8 protein-coding genes are annotated in these 21,007 nt (G+C 75.4%); 4 read left to right on the top strand and 4 right to left on the bottom strand.

Annotation, left to right across the window (positions count from 1 at the left end; all coding sequences use genetic code 11):
* Nucleotides 1-121: 121 nt before the first annotated feature.
* From ACFWIS_RS32940 to ACFWIS_RS32930, 3 genes are all read left to right on the top strand, one after another.
* Nucleotides 122-481: a hypothetical protein gene (locus tag ACFWIS_RS32940; protein ID WP_380524169.1), complete on the top strand. Its 360-nt coding sequence runs from the start codon at nt 122-124 to the stop codon at nt 479-481.
* 97 nt (nt 482-578) lie between these two features.
* On the top strand, nt 579-1,490 hold the full coding sequence (locus tag ACFWIS_RS32935; protein ID WP_380462169.1) for a hypothetical protein: 912 nt from the start codon (nt 579-581) through the stop codon (nt 1,488-1,490).
* Nucleotides 1,491-1,622: 132 nt separating this feature from the next.
* On the top strand, nt 1,623-1,949 hold the full coding sequence (locus ACFWIS_RS32930; RefSeq protein ID WP_380462168.1) for a putative quinol monooxygenase: 327 nt from the start codon (nt 1,623-1,625) through the stop codon (nt 1,947-1,949).
* Between the two features lie 135 nt (nt 1,950-2,084).
* Here ACFWIS_RS32930 and ACFWIS_RS32925 read toward each other — a convergent pair whose 3' ends face one another.
* Nucleotides 2,085-2,921, bottom strand: a complete 837-nt coding sequence (locus ACFWIS_RS32925; RefSeq protein ID WP_380462167.1) for a DUF4389 domain-containing protein — start codon at nt 2,919-2,921, stop codon at nt 2,085-2,087.
* Nucleotides 2,922-3,190: 269 nt separating this feature from the next.
* Between ACFWIS_RS32925 and ACFWIS_RS32920 the strand changes: the two genes are divergently transcribed.
* Nucleotides 3,191-4,012, top strand: coding sequence for a S1 family peptidase (locus ACFWIS_RS32920; RefSeq protein ID WP_380462166.1), 822 nt, complete (start codon nt 3,191-3,193; stop codon nt 4,010-4,012).
* Between the two features lie 234 nt (nt 4,013-4,246).
* Here ACFWIS_RS32920 and ACFWIS_RS32915 read toward each other — a convergent pair whose 3' ends face one another.
* The 3 genes from ACFWIS_RS32915 to ACFWIS_RS32905 form a co-directional block, all read right to left on the bottom strand.
* Complete coding sequence (locus ACFWIS_RS32915; RefSeq protein ID WP_380462165.1) at nt 4,247-5,791, bottom strand: condensation domain-containing protein; 1,545 nt, start codon at nt 5,789-5,791, stop codon at nt 4,247-4,249.
* Nucleotides 5,788-19,188: a MupA/Atu3671 family FMN-dependent luciferase-like monooxygenase gene (locus tag ACFWIS_RS32910; protein WP_380462164.1), complete on the bottom strand. Its 13,401-nt coding sequence runs from the start codon at nt 19,186-19,188 to the stop codon at nt 5,788-5,790. The genes ACFWIS_RS32915 and ACFWIS_RS32910 overlap by 4 nt, the downstream gene beginning before the upstream one ends.
* A 214-nt stretch (nt 19,189-19,402) precedes the next feature.
* On the bottom strand, nt 19,403-20,707 hold the full coding sequence (locus tag ACFWIS_RS32905) for an MFS transporter (RefSeq protein ID WP_380462163.1): 1,305 nt from the start codon (nt 20,705-20,707) through the stop codon (nt 19,403-19,405).
* Nucleotides 20,708-21,007 lie beyond the last annotated feature (300 nt).

Raw genomic sequence — 21,007 nt, 5'->3', positions numbered from 1 at the left:
TGGGGGCGGGGTCCGGGGGGGGCGGTACCCCGGTACCCCCGGCCCCGGGGGAACCGGGACAGCTCGATGCCTCGACAACCCGATGCCTCGACAGCTCGACACCTCGATCGAAGGGATCCTCATGCAGATCGGCAGGAAGCTCCTCACCCTCACCGCCACCGCCGGCCTCGCCCTGGCCGGCGTGGCCGTGGCGGCCCCGGCGAACGCCATCGACGGGGTGGGCTGCCCGACGTACGGGCTCACGGTCAACACCAGTGGCAACGGCAACTACTGCGCCGCAGGCTCCATCGGCTACAAGAACGTCAGCAGCCTCTTCGGGATCGGCGAGATCGACCACGTCACCTACGAGTCGACGCAGTGGAACTGGGCCCAGTTCTACAACTCCAGCGGCGTAGTCAGCCTGAAGCCCGGGCAGTCCACCGGCTACCTCGGCGGCGTGATCACCTACGCACTGGAGATCGACAACCCGAACTGGACGTGATCCCCGGCCGTACCGGCACGTGAGTGCGGCACCCGCCACCGACCACGGTCGCCCGTGGCGGGTGCCGCTCCGCCGTGCCCGCTCCCGAAGGACGGACATGAAACGCTCGACCACGTCGGCCCTGACGATCGCCCTGCTGGCGGCCCTCGCGGGCTGCGGCGCGTCAGGCACCCGCCCGGAACCCCCGCAGCTGGGCGAGATCCCCACCGTCACCGGCGTCGGCCAGGTGGTGCGTCCGATCGACGCCTACCTCCCCACCGCGGCACAGTCCCGCACCGTGGCCCGGGCCGCCTACCTCACGAGTGCCCGCTGTCTGCGCCGGCTGGGCATCTCGGAGCCTCCCGGACCGGACCCGGCCCGGACCGAGGGCGCCGACGACCGGGACGTCCGCTCCCAGCTCTACGGGTACTTCGCGCCCGAGCGCGTCGCGACCACCGGTTACGACGCCGTCGTGGCCCCCGGGACCGGGCAGCCCGCCTCCGCCGCCACCCGGCAGGCCCTCACCGGGCGGGACGCGACCGGCGCGCCGATCACCGAGTACCAGGGCAAGCCGGTCCCCGAGGGCGGCTGCCTGCAGGAGGGCCTGGACGCCGTCGGCGGATCGAGGTTCCTGCACTCCGACCCTTCGGCCCTCCCCGACGGCGGGCCGAAGGAACCCCTGACCGACCCCCGCGTCGTGGCGGCCGACCGGCGGTGGAGCGGCTGCATGAAGGAGCACGGGTTCGCCTACGCCACCCCGGCCGACGCCTACCTGGACCCGCGCTGGCGCGACTCCGCGCGGAGCAGCGGAACCTCCGTCACCCACAGTCCGGCCGAGATCGCCACCGCGACCGCCGATGACGCCTGCAAGCGGTCCACCGGCTTCATGGGGATCGCGGTGGCCGTCCAGTCCGCCTACGACCGGCAGTACATCGCGGCGCACCCGGACGACCTGGCGACGTTCGCACAGGGTGTCAGCCGGCACGTCGCCGACGCGGAGCAGGTCGTCGCAACGGGCGGGGACGGGTAGCGGGCCCGGTGGGTGGCCCGGTGGGGGCGGCGCTTTCCGGCACGGGGGAATGGCGGCGGCTTCCGTTTCGCGCGGCGGGCGGCGCTCGGGCAGGGTGGGGACTCGACCGTTCCACCGAACCGAGAGACCTCCATGATCTTCATCACCGCGAAGTTCCCCGTCCGCCCCGAGCACAGCGCCCAGTGGCTGGACATCGTCCGCGACTTCACCGAGGCCACCCGCGCCGAGCCGGGCAACCTGTTCTTCGACTGGTCCCGCAGCGTCGACGACCCGGACGAGTACGTGCTGGTGGAGGGCTTCCGGGACGGCGAGGCCGGCCGGGCCCACGTCGAGTCGGCGCACTTCCGGCAGGCGATGGAGACGCTGGCCGGCGCGGTCGCCGCCAAGCCGAGGATCATCAGCGTCGACCTCCCGGACCGCGAGGGCTGGGACCTGATGGGGGAGATCACGCCTCCCTAGGGCATGCCCCGGGGCATGCCCCGGGCCTGAGCCTAACGGTGAACCTTAGGGTGAGACCGGGGGTCGCCGGCCACCCCCGGTCCCGCCACCCGCTCACTGGACGGATCTCCCCAGGACGATCCGGAGGAGCACCCGTCATGGCCGGTCGGACCGGGCGGCGCCCCGTTCGACCGGGCCCGGCACCAGCGGCGCGATGACGTGCCGACTCGGATTCGTGCCGTCGTCGTCGCCGTCCTCGTCGCCGTTCACCGAGGCGGTGACGGAGCCCGTCGCCCAGGAGACCAGCCCGAGGAGCAGGAACAGGACCACCAGGCCGCGCCCACCACCGCTCAGCACCAGCGGGCGGGTGGCCGACACCCGCTCGGGCTCGCTGCCCGGCTCCTCGCCGAACAGCCGCTTGGGGTAGGCGGACGTGAGCATCATCAGGTAGGCGGTGTACCGCAGCTGGTAGCGCAGGATCGCCGTCGTCGCCTCGTACAGCGGCTGCGGCATCCGGCCGAGGACCAGCACCACCAGCCAGCTGATGAGCGAGACCATCCACCAGCCCGCGTGCACCAGACCCTCCACGATCGACGCCGGGATCACCAGGACGATGCGGAACAGCACGGCCAGCCGGTTCAGTTCGCCCGGTCGCAGATCCACCTGCACCGGGTACTCGGGGGCCCGGAACCGGAACGGCGGGTAGCGGTCCACGGTGAGCATCAGATAGGCGTTGACCCTGGTCGCGTACGGGACGAACGCGGTCAGGTAGTCCGCCACGAACGCCGGCAGCCGGCCGAGGACCAGCGCGCCGAACCAGCCGATCACGGTGACGACGAACGCCACCAGTGACAGCACCCACACCACCACGAACTGCGGGACCAGCAACAGGAGGCGCAGCAGCACCGTCCAGCGGTTCTGCTCGCCGGCCGCCGGCATGTCCAGCACCGGAAGCCACTCACGGCTGACGGGGGCGGGGGGAGCCTGCCACATCCGGGCCTCCACGGTCTCGGAACGACGGGGCCCGGCAGTCGGTCACTGCCGGGCCCCTCCGAAGATCGCAGTCGCCCGCCCGCCCCGCGCGCCGTGCTGCGCCGGACGGGTAGGCCGGTACCCCCGCTCGGGGCAGCCGCGGCCCGGCTGGCCCCCAGGACCGGGGGTAATCCCCACCATCCATGGTCCGGTTGGCCGGATGGCTCTGTGGATCTTGAAAAGGAAGGCTGAAGACAGAAGGAAATCCCACCTCCGAAGGAGAATCCCTGATGCTCAGCGGGAAGTTCATGAAGCGCCGCGCGGCCCGCGTCGCGACCGTGGCCGCGGTCGCCGTCGGGTGCGCAGTGGCGACGGCCGGCAGCGCCGGGGCGATCGTCAACGGGACGGACGCCACCCAGCGCTACCCGTTCATGGCCTCCGTCCCGGTGTCGGCCCCGGGCCTGGACGACGGTGTCTGCGGCGCCTCCCTGATCGACCGCCAGTGGGTGCTGACGGCGGCCCACTGCGTCGACCCGAACCTGGTCAAGCCCGCGGGCATCGTCCGCATCGGAAGCGACGAGCGCAAGTCCGGCGGCACCGTCCGCGGGATCGCCGGCACCTTCACCCACCCCGACTACCGGCAGGGAGGCGGTACCGGACCCAACCTGAACGACGTCGCACTGATCCACCTGGACCGCCCGGTCACGGAACGACCCGTCCCCATCGCCGAACGGCCCGGCGTCCCGGGTACCCCGACCCGGCTGCTCGGCTTCGGCACCGTCACCGACACCAACGACCTCGGCGGCCTGAAGTTCCCCGACCACCTTCAGCAGCTCGACACCCGCCGGGCGGCCGAATCCGAGTGCGACCCCGGCTACGCGGGGCCCACCCGGCTGTGCACCGTCAGCCGGGTCCCCCGGGCGATGGCCTGCTTCGGCGACTCCGGTGGGCCACAGATCCAGCGCGGCCGGGGCGGGCGCTACGAGCTCATCGGCGTCACCTCCGGCCCCGGCGTCGGTGGACACGTCCCCTGCTCCTCCGGCCCCGGCCTCTACAGCAGCGCCCCCGCCTACGCCGACTGGATCCGCGCGACGATCCGCGCGAACGGCTGAGCCCGGTGCCCGGCGCCTCCCGCACGGCGACCGGGCGGTGACGGGCGCCGACGGGCTCGGGCGGAACCCGAGCCCGTCACCCGCCGCCGGTCAGTAGGACGGGCCGGGGCTCAGCTGGTGGCCGTAGCCCGTGCCGGCTGGTGAGGCGAAGCCCGTCTCTCGCACGGCCCTCTCCGGCCCACGGGGCCAACGCCGCGTCATCCCGTGCAGGCGGGGCCCGAGGACCGCGGACGGTCAGTCCGTCAGGTCCCGGGCTAGCCCCGCCACCAGGGTCTCCAGCCAGGAGCACACCGTCCCGGGGTCGAAGAGGTCGGCGTCGTACTCGGCCAGGCCCGCGTAGCCGTCCCGGTCCGGGGCGAGCAGCAGGAGCAGGTCGGAGCGGTTGGAGGGGCCCGGTACGTCCTCGATCTCGGCGGTGAGGCCGGGGAGGTCGAGGGCGATGGTCGGGGTGCTCTGCACGGTGAGCAGGACCTGCGGGTACGAGTCCGGCAGCTGCACGCCGCGCTCGCGCAGCCCCTCGACCAGCTGGCCGAAGGGCACCGTGGCGTGGTCGAGGGCGGTGGCGATCGCCTGCGCGGCCGCGTCCACCAGCGCCCCGAACCCGCCCGGGCGGCGGGTGGGCAGCCGGATCGGCAAGCCGAACGTGAGCAGGCCGACGACCTGCTCGTCGACCGGCCGGGTGCGGTTGGCGTGCGAGAGCACCACCACGGTCTCCGCCGCCCCGGTCAGCTCCCCCAGTAGCCGGGCGTAGCCGGCGAGGAAGACGGCCGAGGCGGTGGTGGAGCGCCCGGCGGCGTACCGGCGAACCGCCTCGGCCAGGGCCGCCGGGACGCGCAGGTCGACCGTGCCGCCGCGCCCGGAGCGCTGCTCGGGGCGCGGGCGGGCGGTGGGCAGGTCGACGGTCAGCGGGGCGCCGCCCAGGGTCTCGGTCCAGTGGTCGAGGGCCTCGGCGACGGCGGCCGGGGTGACCACCGTCCGCTCCCAGCAGGCGTGGTCGGTCATCCGGCCCGGGTCCGGCAGCGGCTTGCCGTCGGCGCGGTAGAGAGCGCCCAGGTCGGCCAGCAGGGTGGCCAGCGACCAGCCGTCGACGACGATGTGGTGGAGCGTCAGCAGCAGCGTCCAGGCGTCGTCAGCCGATCGCAGCAGCCGGGCGCGCAGCAGCCGGGCCCCGGCCAGGTCGAAGGCCGTCGCGCCCTCCGCCCGGGTGGCCTCGGCGAGGGCCGCGTCCCGGGCGGCGGGGGCGAGCGCCCGCAGGTCGTCGACCGGCAGTGCCACCGGGGTGTTCGGCAGCACCTGCTGGAGCAGGCCCAGGTCGGTGTCCCGGTAGCGGGTCCGCAGGCTCTCGTGGCGGTCGGTCAGCGCCGTCAGCGCGGCGGCCAGCCGCTCGGGGTCCAGCGGCCCGCGCAGGGTGACGCGCTGGCTGATGTTCCACACCGCCGGGTCCGCGGAGCGGCCGTGCGTCCGGTACAGGCGGCGTTGGGCCAGCCCGGCCGGCGCGGCGGCGAGCGCCGTACCGGAGTCGGTCAGGACGGCCAGCAGCCGCTCCCGGTGTGCCCGGACCAGCCCGGCCACCTCCTCGTCCAGCGCGCCGGGCGGGGCCAGGTAGCCGAGCCGGTCGCCGGTGGTGCGCAGCACGATGTCGCGTTGGTCGAGCAGCCTGACCAGCCGGTCCCAGTCCGTCCCGGCGGCGGACGAGCCGGTGGCCGGGGTGACGGACGAGCCGGTGGCCGGGGTACCGGGCGAGGGGGTGGCCGGGGTGACGGGTGCGGCGGCGGTCACAGGGTGCCCTCCTCGTAGGCGGGGGCCGGGCGGTGCTCGGTCGCCGGGCGGTGGGCGGCCATCGCCCGGATGGTGGGGCGGCGGAAGAAGTCCAGTACGCCGATCCGCAGCCCGGTCGCCTCGCGGACCCGGTTCAGCAGCCGGGTGGCGGCCAGCGAGTGGCCGCCGAGGTCGAAGAAGGAGGTCTCCACGCCCGCCGGGCCGCCGAGTTCCTCCTCCCACAGCCGTTGCACGGTGCGCTCCAGCTCGGTGGCCGGGGCGACGGCGGCCAGGCCGGCGCCCAGCGGCAGCGGTTCCGGCAGGGCGTCGGCGTCGAGCTTGCCGTTCACGGTGAACGGCAGCGCCGGGACGGCGGCCCAGAGCCCCGGCACCATGTGCTCGGGCAGCAGGTCGGCCAGACGGTCGCGGACCCGGGGCAGGTCGGCGGCCGCGCACTGCACGTACCCGGCCAGCGTGGTGCCCGCCTGGGTGCGGCGCGCCGTCACCGCCGCGCCGCGCACCCCGGGCACGGTCCGCAGCACCGTCTCGACCTCGCCCGGTTCGACCCGGTAGCCCCGCACCTTGACCTGGCGGTCGGCCCGGCCCAGGTACTCCAGGGTGCCGTCCGGCCGCCACCGGCCGAGGTCGCCGGTGCGGTAGCGGCGGCCCTCCGGGGTGTCGGTGAACACGGCGGCGGTCTCCTCCGGCCGACCGTGGTAGCCGAGCCCGACCTGGACGCCGAGCACATGGATCTCACCGACCGCCCCGACCGGGGTCGGGCGCCCGGCGGTGTCCAGCAGCACGATCCGGTTGCCCGGCGCCGGACGGCCGATCGCCGCGTGGTCCGGTCCGCCCGGGTCGACCTCGCCGGCCGTGACCCCGTGGGTCTCGGTGGGGCCGTAGTGGTTCACCAGCCGGCAGCCGGGGTTGCGGGCCAGGAAGGCCCTCAGTGCCGGGGTGAGCAGCAACTGCTCGCCGCCCTGGATGAGTTCGCGCAGGTGGGGCACCGGTTGGTCGCCCAGTGCCTCGACCAGCGCGGCCAGCGGGGTGTACGGCAGGTGCAGCCGCTCGGCCCGGGTGGCGCGGACCACGGCGGCCAGCGCGGTGATGTCGTAGCGGGTCTCCTCCTCGATCAGCAGCAGGGTGCCGCCGCCGGACAGGGTGGTCAGCACCTCCTGGACGCTGACGTCGAACCCGCAGGAGGCGTACTGGAGGGTGCGGGCGGCCTGGTGGCCGGCGACGTTCCAGGCCAGGAAGGAGGCCAGGCCGAGGGTGTGCATCAGCACCCCCTTGGGCCGGCCGGTGGAGCCGGAGGTGTACAGCAGGTAGGCACCGGACTGCGCCGAGGGGACGGGCAGCAGCGGCAGTTCGACGGCCTCGGTGCCCGCCCCGGCACCGGTGTGGACGGTCGGCAGGGTGATGCCCATCAGGTCGGCGCCCGGGGCGGTGAGCAGCACGGTCGGTGCGGCGTCCGCGGCGATCAGCCGGCAGCGCTCCGCGCCCTGCACCGGGTCGATCGGCACCAGGACGGCGCCCAGCCGCAGCACCGCCAGCAGCGCGGCCACCTGGTCCACCGAGCGCGGCAGCAGTACGCCCACCCGGCTGCCCTCGCGCACCCCGGCGGCCAGCAGTCGGCGGGCGAGTTCCTCGGCCCGGGCGACCACCGTCCGGTAGTCGGTCGAGGTGCCGTCGGGCGCGACCACGGCGACGGCGTCCGGCTGGGCGGCCGCCGTGGCGGCCACCCTGGCCAGCGGGTGCGCGGGCGCCGGCTCCGCCTCGGGCCCGCACTCCAGGGCGGGGTCGGCCGGGGCGGCGGTCAGCTCGGCGAGCGGTCGGGCCGGGTCGGCGACGGCGGCGGCGAGCAGCCGCTCGAAGGCGTCGAACAGCCGGTCCACCGTGGCCCGGTCGAACAGGGTCTCGGCGTACTCGACCTGGCAGCGGATGCCGTCCGGCAGGTTGGTGAGGAACAGCGACAGGTCGAAGGCGGAGCGGTCGACCACGTGGTCCAGCGGACGGGCCGTCACCCCGGGCAGGTCCAGCTCGAAGACCGCGTGGTTCTCGAACTCGACCAGGACCTGGAAGAGCGGGTTGCGGCTGGTGTCCCGCTGCGGGTTCAGCTCCTGCACCAGGACCTCGAAGGGCAGTTGCTGGTGCTCGTAGGCGTCCAGCGCGGTGGAGCGGACCCGGTCCAGCGCCTCGGCGAACTCCGGCTCCCCGGAGAGGTCCAGTCGCAGCGCCAGGGTGTTGACGAAGAAGCCGACGAGGTCCTCCGTGCCCTCCGCCCGGTTGGCCAGCGGGGTGCCCAGCACCACCTCGTCCTGGCCGCCGTAGCGCTGGAGCACCCCGGCGAAGGCGGTGAGCAGCACCATGAACAGGGTCGAGCGCCGACTGCGGGCCAAGTCCCTTACGCCTGCGGAGAGTTCGGCGGGCAGGTGGCGGACGTGGGCGCGGCCGCGGCCGTCCGGCACCGCGGGGCGGGGCCGGTCGGTGGGCAGGGCCAGCACCGGCAGGCCGCCGCCGAGCACCTTGCGCCAGTAACCGAGGCTTTCCTCGTACGCCCCGGCGGCCACCGCGGCCCGCTCCCGGGCGGCCTCGGCGGCCGGGGTGGTGGTGAGCGCCGGCAGCCGGTGCGGCCGCTGCTCCCGGGCGGCCCGGTAGAGCTCCCCCAGCTCCCGGGTGATCACCACGGTGGACAGGGTGTCGATCACGATGTGGTGCATCGAGAGCACCAGGACGTGCCGTTCGGGCCCGGTCTCCAGCAGCCGGGCGCGGAACAGCGGGCCCTCGGCCAGATCGAAGCGGTGGACGCCCTCGGCGGCCACCAGCGCGGCCACCGCCCCCGGTGCCGAGCCGTCAGCGGCGCCCGCCGCACCGGCCTCGCCCACCGCCTCCACCGCGCCCACCGGGATCCGCTCCAGCAGCGGGCCCTCCGGCGCCGGGAGCACCTGCTGGAACGGTTCGCCGTCCTGCTCCCGGAACACGGTGCGCAGCCCGACGTGCCGTTCCACCAGCGCGCGCAGCGCGGCGTCCAGTGCCTCCCGGTCCAGCGGGCCGTCCAGTTCGACGGCCTTGACCTCGTTGTACTGCGCGGCGTCGGGCAGCATCCGGTGCAGGAACCACATCCGCTGCTGGGCGTAGGACAGCGGGGCGCCGCGACCGGTGGCGCGGCGCAGCGCGTCCAGCTGCGGCAGGCCGGCCGCCACCAGGTCGGGGGCGAGGCCGAAGTCGACGAAGCAGGCGATCTCGTCCGCGCCGGCCGCCCGTAGCTCGGCGAGCACCGACCGCACGCTCTCCGGGGTGCCGATCAGGGCGCGCGAGGCGCAGTAGCGCTCGTAGGCGCGCTCCAGCACGAACTCCAGGTCCTCCTCGCGGGTGTTCTCGAAGTCCAGGGTCAGGCCGAGGCTGTTGGCCATCTGCCCGAACAGCGAGAGCGAGGAGCGCAGGTAGTGGCAGAACGGGCGGTAGGCCTGGGCGCGGGCGGCGTCGAGGTCGGTGCCCAGGTAGGTGTGGACCAGCACGACCACCCGGCCGGCTTCCGGGTCCAGGCCGTGTTCGGCCCGGGTGCGCCGGTAGAGGGCGACGTTCTCGGCGAGCTGGGCCACGTCCTGGGTCATCAGGTTGGTGATGACCCCGAGGTCGTGCCGGGCGGCCTCGCGGAAGCTGTCCGGGTTGCCGACGATCGCGGTGAACATCGGCGGCTGTTCCTGCAGCGGGCGCGGGTGCAGGGTCACCTCGATCGGCTCCCCGTTGCCGTTGCGGCCGCGGTAGGGCTCGCCGCGCCAGAGCGCCCGCACCGTGTCGATCTGGCGGTGCATCAGTTCCTTGTGGCCGCCGTAGTTCTCCGGGAAGAACAGGAAGTCGTTGGGGTGCCAGCCACTGGCGCAGCCCAGGCCGACCCGGCCGCCGGAGAGGTTGTCGACCACCGACCACTCCTCGGCCACCCGGACGGGGTGGTGCAGCGGCAGCACCGCGCAGCCGGCGTTGAGCCGGATCCTGCTGGTCTCCCGGGCCAACGCGGCGGCCAGCACCGAGGGGTTGGGGAAGATCCCGCCGAAGGAGTGGAAGTGGCGCTCCGGCAGCCAGACGGCGTGGAAGTCGTGCCGGTCGGCGAATCGGGCGCTGTCCAGGACGATGCGGTACTTCTCGTCCTCCGGGGAGTCCAGGGGGTAGTCGCCGAAGAAGTAGAGGCTGAAGTCCACCGGGCGCTGGGGATCGCGGACCGGCTGGTACGAGGTGGCGGCGGGCTCGGTGCCGGTGTCGCCCTCCGCCACGAGTTCGGGCGGCGCGGCCGCCGCCGGGCGCGGGGCCGGGAGCCGTACCCCGGGCGAGGCCGGGAAGAAGCCGCCGCGCCGCAGGCCGCGCAGGGAGTCCCGGACGGCGTCGGCCACGAACTCCAGGTCGCCGTCGGTGTGCGCGGTGGAGAGGAAGAAGTTGCGCCACTCCCAGACGTAGACCCCGCGGGTCAGCAGCTCCGGGAAGAACAGCTCCACGTCGGCCCTCGGCTCGAACCGGAACAGCGAGCCGAAGTGGGCCAGCCGCAGCGGGAACTCCTCCTCCTCGAAGAAGCCGTTGAGGGTCGCGGCCAGTTCGTCGGTGCGGGCGTTCAGCCGCTCCTGGAGGCCGGGGCCGGCCTCCTTGAGGTGGCGCAGCACGGCACCGGCCGCGGTCATCGCCAGCGGGTGCTGGATGTAGGTGCCACCGAAGAAGGTGGTGTCCTGGGGCGGGTAGCTGTCGTCCCCGTAGTCCCAGTGGCCGCCGTCGATGCCGTCCAGGAGGTCGGCGCGCCCGGCGATCGCGCCGATCGGGTAGCCGCCGCCGAGCACCTTGCCGTAGGTGGAGAGGTCCGGGGTGACGCCCCAGAAGCCCTCGGCGCCGCGCAGGTGGGGGCGGAAGCCGGTGAGCATCTGGTCGAAGAGCAGCACGATGCCGCGGCGGGCGGTCAGTTCGCGCAGCGCGCGGACGAACTCGACGGGCTGGCGTCCCGGGTGGCGGCTCTGCACCGGCTCGACCAGGACGGCGGCGATCCGGTCGCCGAGTTCCTCGATGACCTGGAGGCTCTGCGGATCGCCGTACTTCAGCACCACCAGGTCGGCGACCGCGCTGCCGGGGATGCCGCTCGACACCGGGACGGTCTCCCGGTCGGCGCCGTGGCCCACCGTCCGGCCCAGGGTGTGGTCGAAGTGGCCGTGGTAGGAGCCCTCGAACATGACGATCTTGTCCCGGCCGGTGAAGGCGCGGGCCAGCCGGATCGCCCCGGCGTTCGCCTCGGTGCCGGAGTTGGCGAAGGCGACCCGCTCGGTGCCGGTCAGCTCGGCCAGCAGCTCGGCGGCCTCGCCGGTCTCCGGGCCGCGCGGGCCCAGTCGCAGCCCGCCGGCCAAGTGCTCGCGGACGGCCTCGGAGACGAACTCCGGGTCGTGGCCGAAGAGCAGCACGCCGAAGCCCATGGTGATGTCGACGTAGGTGTTGCCGTCGAGGTCCTCCAGCCGGGAACCCCGGGCCCGGCGGGCCGCCAGCGGGTAGAGCATCTCCTTGGTCGAGGAGCGGAAGCCCACCACGGCGCGGCTGTCCGCGAGGGTGCGCCGGTGGCGGCGGGTGACCGCCTTGGAGGCGGCGGTGCGGGCGGTGAAGCGGGCGACCAGTTCGTCCACGTGGGCGCGCTGGCGCTCGGTCAGGCCGCCGGCGGCCATGCCGGACTCGCGGGAGAGGGTCACCCGGGGGCCGTGCACCTGCGGGGCCGATGGTGCGGGGGCCGCCGGGGTGGCGGGCTCGGGGACGGGGACGGCCGGGACGACCGCGGGGGCCGGGGCGGCGGACGGCGGCAGGGCGACGGGGGCCGCCGCCGGGACGGGCGCGGACGGCACCGTACCGGTCCCGGCCAGCAGGCCGAGCTGGTCGCGCATCAGGTCGGAGAACTGGCCGAGCAGCGCGAGCTGTCGCTCGATCAGGCCGGTGCCGTCCGTCACCGGGGCGGGCGCGGCCGGCAGCGGAGGAACCACCGGGGCGGGCGTTGAAGGCACGGCGGGCGAGGCGGGGAGGGCGGGCGAGGCGGGGAGGACGGGCGAGGCGGGGAGGACGGGCGAGGCTGCTTGCGGTGCCGGTGCGGCGACGACCGGGGCCGCGACCGGAGCCGGGACGGGCGCAGCCGCCGCGGCCGGGGTCGGCTCCGGCTCAGCCGCCGGCAGCAGCGCGTCCCGGACGGCGGGCTCCAGCCGACCGGCGATCAGCCCCGCGAGCCGGGCCGGGGTGTCCGACTCCTCGAAGAGTTCGCGCATCGAGATCCGCACCCGGAAGGCGCGCTCCAGGTCCCGGATCATGTTGATCATCCCGAGCGAGTCGGCGCCCAGGTCGAAGAAGGGGTCGTCCGGGCCGACCGCCCCCTCGTCGTGGCCCAGCTGCCGGGCCGTCTGTTCCAGCACCCGGCGCAGCACCGCCTCCTGGGCGAGCTGCTCGGGGCTCGCGACGGGAGCCTGGGCGGCGGGTGCGCTCTGCTGGGACGGCGGTGCCTGGTGCATGGCGGGGTCCTCGGTGGTCGGCCGGTCGGGGGCGGTGAACCAGTGGCGGCGGCGTCGGAAGACGGTGGTCGGCAGGGGCACCCGGCGGGCCGGGCCGTCCGGCCAGTCCCGGGCGGCGGCGAAGCGCGCCCAGTCGATCGGGACGCCGTGGGACCACAGCGCGGCGGCCGCGGCGTCGAACCGCGGCTCCTGGGGCGCGCCGCGCCGGGCGGCGGCCACGAAGTGGTGGTGCGGCAGCTCCCGGCGGCCCATGCCGGTGAGCGTCGGGTGCGGGCCGAGCTCCAGGAACAGCTCGTGACCCTGCTCGTCCAGGGCGGCCAGCACCAGGTCGAAGCGCGCGGTCTCCCTGGTCTGCCGGACGAAGTAGTCGGGCGTGGGCACGGTGCCGGGGGCCAGCACCTCGCCGCCCAGGTTGCTCACCAGCGGTACGGTCAGCGGCCGCAGGCGCAGCCGGGCGAGCTGTTCGCGGAGCGGGTCGAGCACCGGATCGAGCAACCGGGAGTGGAACGCCCGGTCGGTGGCGAGGCGTTCGGTGGGCACGCCCTCGGCGGCCAGGACGGTCTCCGCCGCCGCGATCGCCTCCGGCGGGCCTGCCAGCACGCACTGGCCGGCGCCGTTGACCACGGCCGGCTCCACCCCGGGCAGCCGGCCGGCGAGTGCGGCGAGCCGCTGCGGGCCTACCATCACCGCCGTCATGGCGCCGGGCGCGGTCGCCCGTTGCATCAGCCGACCGCGCAGGGCGGTGAGGAACATCCCGTCGGCGAGGTCGAGCGCGCCCGCGGCGTGGAAGGCCGCGTACTCACCGGCGCTGTGTCCGGCGACCGCGGCCGGACGGAGCCCGAGCTCCTGCCAGAGCCGCAGCTGGGCCGCCTGCAGGGCGAACAGCGCGGGCTGGGCCGCCTCGGTGGTCCAGGCGTCGTCGGCGCCCTGGGGCACCGGGTCGAGCAGCAGCGGCAGCAGCGGTTCGTCCCAGGCCTCGCGGTGCAGCCGGTCGCACTCCTCCAGGACGGCCCGGAAGACCGGGAAGGCGCGGTGGAGTTCGGCGGCCATGCCCCGGTGCTGGGCGCCCTGGCCGGTGAAGAGCAGCACCGGCTGGACGTCGGTCCGCCGGGCCTCCCGGCGGACCGGCACGGCTCCGGTGGTGCGGCCCGCCAGGTGGGCCTCCAGGCCTCGGCGCAACTCGTCGGGGCCGGTGCCGGTGACGGCGAGGCGGTGGCGCAGCGCGCGGCGCCCGCCGCCCAGGGTGAGCGGCAGGTCGCCGGGGGCGGGCGCGGGCCCGGTGGCGAGGCGGTCGCGGAGCAGGGTGACCAGGGCGGTCAGGCCCTCCTCGGTGCGGGCGGACAGCGGCAGCACGGTCGGCGCCTGCCGGGGGCCCTCGGCGCCGCCGGGTAGGGCCGGGGCGGGCGCCTGCTCCAACACCAGGTGGGCGTTGGTGCCGCCGACGCCCAGCGCGCTGACCCCGGCCCGGCGCGGGGTGGGACCGGCCGGCCAGTCGCGGCGCTCGGCGGAGAGCCGGAACGGGCTGCCGGCCAGCTCCAGCGCGGGATTGGGACGGCTGAAGTTGACCAGCGGCGGGATGGTGCCGTGCCGCAGTACCAGCAGGGCCTTGATCAGCCCGGCCATTCCGGCGCAGGTGTCCAGGTGGCCGATGTTGGGCTTCACCGAGCCCAGCGAGCAGAAGTCGGCGGCCTGGGTGCGGGCGCGGAAGGCCTGGGCCAGCGCCCGGAACTCGATCGGGTCGCCCAGCGGGGTGCCGGTGCCGTGCGCCTCGAGGTAGCCGACGCTCTCGGCCGGCACCCCGGCCAGGTCGAGGGCCCGGCCGACCACCGCCGCCTGCCCGTCCACGCTGGGCGCGGTGTAGCCGACCTTCTGCCCGCCGTCGTTGTTGACGGCCGAGGCGAGGACCACGCCGTGCACGGTGTCGCCGTCCGCCAGCGCCCGGTCCAGGCGCTTGAGCAGCACGGCCGCCACGCCGTTGCCGCCGACCGTGCCGCCGGCCGCCGCGTCGAAGGCCCGGCAGACACCGTCGGGGGCGAGGATCGACCCCTCTTCGTAGCGGTAGCCGGCGGCCTGCGGGATGTGCAGGGCGGCGGCCCCGGCCAGGGCCAGGTCGCAGTCGCCGGCCAGCAGCGACTGCGCCGCCAGGTGCACCGCGACCAGCGAGGTGGAGCAGGCGGTCTGCACCCCGATCGCGGGGCCGGTCAGGCCCAGCCGGTAGGCGACCCGGGTGGCGGCGAAGTCGGCCTGGTTGCCGATCGCGGTCTGCAACGCGGGCACCGGCTCGGCCGGGTCGGCGGTGGCGGCCAGCGTGTGCTGGTAGTAGGTGCGCAGCGCGTACAGGGTCATTCCGGTGCCGGCGAAGACCCCGACCCGGCGCTGGGGGTCGGGCGCGTCGTAGCCGCCGTCCTCCAGGGCCTGGCGGCAGATCTCCAGCAGCAGGCGCTGCTGGGGGTCCATCAGCGCGGCCTCGGTGCCGCTGATGCCGAAGGCCTCGGCGTCGAACCGGTCGGTGTCGGGCAGTGCACCGGTGACCGGGACGTAGTCCGGGTGCCGGTACTCCTCCGGGCGCAGGCCCGCCGCCGCCAGCTCCTCCTCGGTGAACCGGGTGGTGCTGGTGACCCCGTCGACGATGTTGCGCCAGTACTGCTCGGGGGTGTCGGCGCCGGGGAAGCGCAGGGCCAGGCCGACGATGGCCACCCGGCGGTCGGCGCCCTCGGGGCCGCCGGGCGCGGTGGCGGTGGTCGGGGCGGTCGGGGCAGTGGGTGCGGTCGGGGCAGTGGATGCGGTCGGGGCAGTGGATGCGGTCGGGGCGGCGGGTGCCTCGGACAGGTGGGCGATCAAGGCGTCCACGGTGGGGTGCCGGAACAGTTCGGTGGGCGCAGGAGGTGTCGGCAGGGCTGCGCTCAGTGCACCGTGCACCCGCATCAACTGCAGTGACCCGATGCCGAGTTCGACCAGTGGGCGGGCCGGGTCGAGCGGGGCGTCGAGGACGGCCTCGAAGGCGTCCAGGACGGTCCGGCGCAGCTCGGTGGCGGCGGGTGCGGGTGCGGCGGACGCAGGTGCTGCGGGTTCGACGGGAGTCGCGATCGCCCGGCCCTCGGGCGCCTCGGGGACGGGCCTGGGTGCGGTGGCCAGCAGGTGGCGGCGCGCGGCGGGAGCGCTCGGCTCGGGCCCGGCGTACCAGCGGCCCGGGGGGCCGGCCAGCAGCAGGGTCGCCAGTCGACGCCCGTGCGCGGCGCTCAGTACGGCGATGCCCCGGGCGGCGGAGGCCTGTTCGTGGTCGGTGGCGCGGTTCATGCCGACCCGGCTCCACAGGCCCCAGGAGATCGTCCAGGCCGGGGTGCCGGTCTCCCGGTGCAGCCGCTCGACCGCGCTCTCCAGGTAGCGGTTGGCGGCGGCGTAGGCGGTGGAGCCGACGGCCTCCTGGAAGCCGACCATCGAGGAGAAGCCGACGAACTGGGCGCCGGGCCGCTGCCGGACCAGCTCGATCAGGTGGTCCGTGCCGGTCGTCTTGGCACGCACCGCCTCGCGCCAGCCGTCCGGGTCGGTGCCGGAGAGCAGGGCGATCCGGTAGGCGCCGGCCAGGTGGAGCACGCCGTCCAGCGGTGCCTGCCAGTCCCGTTCGGCCTCGGCGACCACCGCGGCCAGCTGCTCGCGGTCCGTCACGTCGGCGCGGCGGTAGTCGACCCGGCCGCCGTAGCTGGACAGCCGGTGCAGCGCGGCGCGGCGTTCGGCCGCCTCGGCGGTCGGCGCGTCCAGGTCGGTGCGGCCGATCAGCAGCAGCCGGGCGCCGTGGTCGCGCAGCAGGCCGGGCAGCAGCTCGGCGGCGATCCCGCCGAGGCCGCCGGTGACCAGGTAGCGGGCGCCGGGCGAGAGCAGCGAGCAGCCCTGGGCCTCGGTGACGGGTTCGGCCACTCCGAGCCGGGGCACCCACGGGCGGCCCTCGCGCCAGGCGCACTCGGGCTCCGGGCGGGGCTCGGCCAGCAGGGCGAGCAGGGCGGCGGCCTGCTCGGCGGGCGGCAGGCCGGTCGGCAGGTCGAGGTGCCTGGCCACCGGGACCAGTTGCTCGGCTCTGGCTCCCGCGGTCAGCGCCGCCGTCAACGCGGCTGCTGGGTCCGGGAGTTCGCCGGGGAGTACGGCATGCAGTCCGGCGCTGACGATGACCAGCTCGCCGGACGGCGGCCGGTCGGCGAGGGCCCGCAGCAGGGCGAGCAGTGCTTCGTCCGGCGGTGCGGCCTCATCGGGCCGGGCCGCTGCCCCGCCGACCGCGCCCCCGTCGGCTGCTCCCCCGTCGGCCGCTTCCCTGTCCGCTGCTCCCCCGTCCACCGCGCCCCACAGGTGCAGCACCCGTCCGGGGCGCTCCTCGCCGAGTGCCCGCAGCCACTGCTGGGGATCGGCGGTCGGCGGCCGGTCCACCACCACGGCCCCCGGCAGGGCGGTGCGCAGCGCCTCGACCAGGGTGCCGGGTCCGGCCGGGCCGAGCAGCAGCGTCGGCCCGACCGGGCCCCCGTCGGCCGGGGCGGCCAGGGAGGTCGAGGCCGTCGGGGCCGTCGGGGCCGTCGGGGCGGTCGGGGCCGCGGTGGCCTCCGGCGCCGGGCGTGGTTCCCAGACGATCCGGCGCACGCAGTCCGGCAGGGTCCGGGAGTTGGCCTCGGCCAGGTCGAGCGCCACGATGTGCTCGTCGAGTTCGCCATCGAGCAGGCGCCCGCGCAGCGCGGTGCGCTGGATCTTGCCGCTGGTGGTGCGCGGGAACTCGGCCGCCGGCACCGGCAGCACCAGGACGGGGGCGGGCTGCCGGCGGGCTGCCAGCAGACGGCGGACCTCGGCGGCCACCGGGGGTGCGGGGGCCGCCGGGTCGCTCGGCACGTAAGCGATCACCAGCTGCTCGGTGCCGGTGCGTTCGTCCGGGACCCCGAAGGCGGCGACGTGCCCGGACCGTACCCCCGCCACCGAGGCGACCACGTCCTCCAGTTCGTGGCAGAAGTGGTGCACCCCGTTGACGATGATGATCTCCTTTCGACGGCCGGTGAGCACCACCTCCCCGTCGGCCAGGAAGGCGAGGTCCCCGGTGTCGAACCAGCCGTCGCCGACGAAGGCTTCGCGGTCGGCGGCCGGGTTGTTCAGGTAACCGGGCGTCACCCGGCCGGAGTTGACCTGGAGCCGGCCCACCCGGTGCTCGGGCAGCGCCCGGCCGTCCTCGCCGGCCACCCGGATCCGGGTGCCGGGCGCGGGCCGCCCCATGCTGAGGAAGGCGGTGCCGCGCTCCGGGGAGTCCGCGGCGGCGGGCACCAGCCGGCCGCTCAGCGAGTCGGTGCGCACCAGGCGGCGGGCGCCGTCCTCGTGGTAGCGCTTGTAGGTGATGACGGTGCAGGTCTCGGCCATGCCCCAGCCCAGCAGCACATGGTCGGCCCGGACGCCGAACGGCCCGGTGGCGGCCAGGAACTCATCCAGCACCGCCTCGGTGCACTGCTCCCCCGCGTTGATCAGGGACTTGACCGAGGAGAGGTCCCAGTGCCGGTCGGGGCCGGCCGCCCGCACCGCCTCGGCGACCAGCCGGTAGCCGAAGTTGGGCGACCAGGAGTGCGCGCCCCGGTAGCGCTCCAGCGTGTCCAACCAGACCAGTGGGTCGGCGAGGACCAGCTCGGTGGGCACCTGCACCTGGTCGGCGGCCAGCACCACGTCCCGCAGGTGGAACATCAGCAGCCCGGCCACGTGGTCCAGCGGCAGCCAGTTGACGGTGACGTCCTCGGGGGTGCTGCCCTGGGCGACCGCGCCGGCCACGTACTCCAGGATGCCGCGGTGGGTGATCTGCACGGCCTTGGAGCGACCGGTGCTGCCGGAGGAGAGCTGGAGGATCGCGACATCACCCGGGTCGGGGGCGTACTCGGCGCCGGCGGGGGCTGTCTCGGCGCCGGCACTGACGGGCGGTGCGCCGTCGTCGGCGGGCCGGTCGACCGCGATGACCCGCAGGCCGGGCGCCGGGTAGAGCTCGCCGAGCCCCGCCAGACCCGCCACCGCCGGACCGGCGGCGAGCACCGGCGGCTCCTCCAGGGTCTGCCAGGCGTGCCAGAGCTTCTCCAGGACGGGGTCGGGCTGGTCGTACGCCGGTGGGCGGGCCACCGTGACCGGTTGCACCCCGCCCAGCAGGCAGGCCCACAGGGCGGTGAAGTAGTCCTCCGGCTCCGGCACTTGGAGGATCACCCGGTCCCCCGCCCGCAGTCCCGCGGCGGTCAGCAGGGCAAGGGTCCGCCGGGCCCGCTCCAGCAGTCGGCGGTAGGTCAGCCTGGTCGCCCCGCCGCCGGCCCGGACCAGGTGCAGGCCGCGCTCGGGGTGCTGCTCGGCGGCGCGCAGCAGTGCCTCGGGCAGCGTCCGGGGCGCGTCCGGGGCCGGCTCGGGCAGCGGGACGCCGACCGCCTCGGTCCCGACGTCCTCGGCGACTTCCCCCTCGGAGGCGGCGTCCTCGGGAACGGAGTCCTCGGAGGCGGCGTCCTCGGGAGCGGCCGTGGCGCTGTCCGGGGCGGGGCCGGCGGCCGTCCCGGGATCGCCGAAAGGCCGCCAGTGCGCGGTGAGTTCACGCAGGTGGCGCAGGGCGGGAGCGGGCTCGGCCGGCGGCCGGACCGTGGCGGCGGCCAGGGCGACGCGGTCGGGCTCGCCCTCCGGGGTGCGGACGATGCCGTCCAGGAGGTGCACCTCGGCGCCCGGGTCGGCCTCCCACAGGGCTGCGGTGGCCCGGCGGCGCAGTGCGGCCGGGTCGGTGTCGACGGCGGGCACCAGGTAGGCCAGCAGGCCGGGGCGACCGTCGGCGCGCTCGACCGGCAGCAGTGCGCAGTCGGCGACCTCGGGACGCAGCAGCAGCCGGGCCTCCAGGGCACGCAGCCGGGCGCGGTCGGAACCGGTGGGGCTCATCAGCGACGGCACCTTTCGGATCGGTGCGGGGCGTGCACGGGTACGGCGGCCCCGGGGTGCGGAGGGTGGGCGGATCGGGGTGGCCTGCCGCCTTGTGGGCGTCGGCGGATCCGGTGGCGCGGTACTTGCGGGTGCGGTGCGGGGCTGTGCCGTACGGCGCGCGGGGCTGCGCGGTGCGGCACGCGGGGCTGCGCGGTCGAGCGGGCCGGGCGTTTCAGCGGTTGCCGGACCCGGCCTTCCGGGACCAGGTGACGTGGGCCAGGAAGCCCAGCGCCAGCACGATCGGGACGGCGTGCGAGACGCCGACCACGGTCAGCGGGCTGAGCAGCGCCAGCAGCGATCCGCTCAGCAGCATCCCGGTGCCCATGCCGACGTTCTCGGCGGAGGCGAGCAACCCGAAGGCCTGACCGCGCCGTTCATCGGCGAGGGCCTGGATCCGGGTGGTGTACGAGATCTCGGTGAAGCCGTCGCCGAGCCCCGCGCCGATCGCCACCAGCAGGAACAGCGGGGTCGGCAGCCCGGTGAAGACCAGGATGAAGCAGCCGGACATCAGGCAGGTGCCCAGCGCGAAGGCCCGCTCGCCCGGTTCGATGCCCCGGCGCAGCAGGAGCCGGGAGACCAGTTGCTGGGCGCCGAGGTTGCCGACCGCCCAGGTGGCCCAGAACATGCCCAGCAGCGCGGCCGGGTTGCCGGGGTCGTGCTGGTTGGCGAAGACCGGCAGGCCGATGTTGTGCGCGGCCGAGCCGAAGGCGTCCAGCAGCCGGATCGCTGCCATCGCACCCACCACGGGGGCGGCGCGGAGCACGACCAGGGCCTGCCACCGACTGCCGAATCGTTTCGTCTTTCCGACGGCCTCAGCGGCACCCGGGCCAGCGGCACCCGGGTCAGCGGCACCCGTGGGCTCCTCGACCGCCTCGGGCCGGGTGCGCAGCGGCAGTCGGGCCACCACGAGGGCGAACACCACGAAGCTGGCCGCGTCGATGAGCAGCGCCGCCCTAAACCCGGCCCAGGCGACCACCACACCGGCGGAGGCGAAGCCGAGCACCATGGCGGCCGAACGGCAGCTCGCCATCAGGCTGTTGGCGCGGGCCCGGCGCTCGGAGCCGACCATCTCCGGGATGCTGGTGCGCAGCGCGACAGCGCACACCGCGGCCGCGCCGCCGAACACCAGCGCCAGCGGGTAGAGCACCGGGATCCGCGCGGAGACCGGGGCGAGGGCCACCATGACCAGCGCCACCGCCTGGGCCAGCGCGCAGCCCGTCATCAGCCGTCGCCGGTCGGTCCGGGCCACCAGCCGCCCGGCGAGCAGCCCGCCGGCGAAACCACCGGTCAGCCGCAGGATCAGGTACCCGGCCGTGCCGAGCGCGTTGCCCGCCGCCTCGTACGCGAACAGGCTGAGCGCCACCAGGTCGAGCTGGCTCCCGTAGCTGGACAGGGCGTCACCCAGGGCCAGCCGGTAGAACACCCGGGGCAGCTTCTCGGTGGTCTGGTGCGGTACTTGCTGTGCAGTGTCCGGCACCGGTCCCCCAGGAACGCCGCTTCGGTCAGTTCAGTGTCACATTGCACGGCAATGTAGGGATCCACCCGGCGACAGATCAAGAGCTTGATCGTCCACTGTCCGAAAGACCGTGCCTTCGGCCGATCCGGAACCATCGTTCCGGCCAGGCTGGCGAGTTGGCGCCGGTCCACCCCGCTTCCAGGGCCGTCGGCCCCGGGGCGCGGACACGATGTGCCTCGAAGCCGGTCTCCGGGTCACGGAAAACGGGGCGATCGCTCCTGCGCATGACGACGGCCGCACCGGACGCGGCAGTGGCCGGCG

The organism is Kitasatospora sp. NPDC127060, assembly GCF_042724935.1.
Taxonomy (GTDB): Bacteria; Actinomycetota; Actinomycetes; order Streptomycetales; family Streptomycetaceae; genus Kitasatospora.
The sequence above is the reverse complement of the archived record's forward strand: the minus strand, read 5'-3'. Positions and strand labels throughout refer to the sequence as shown.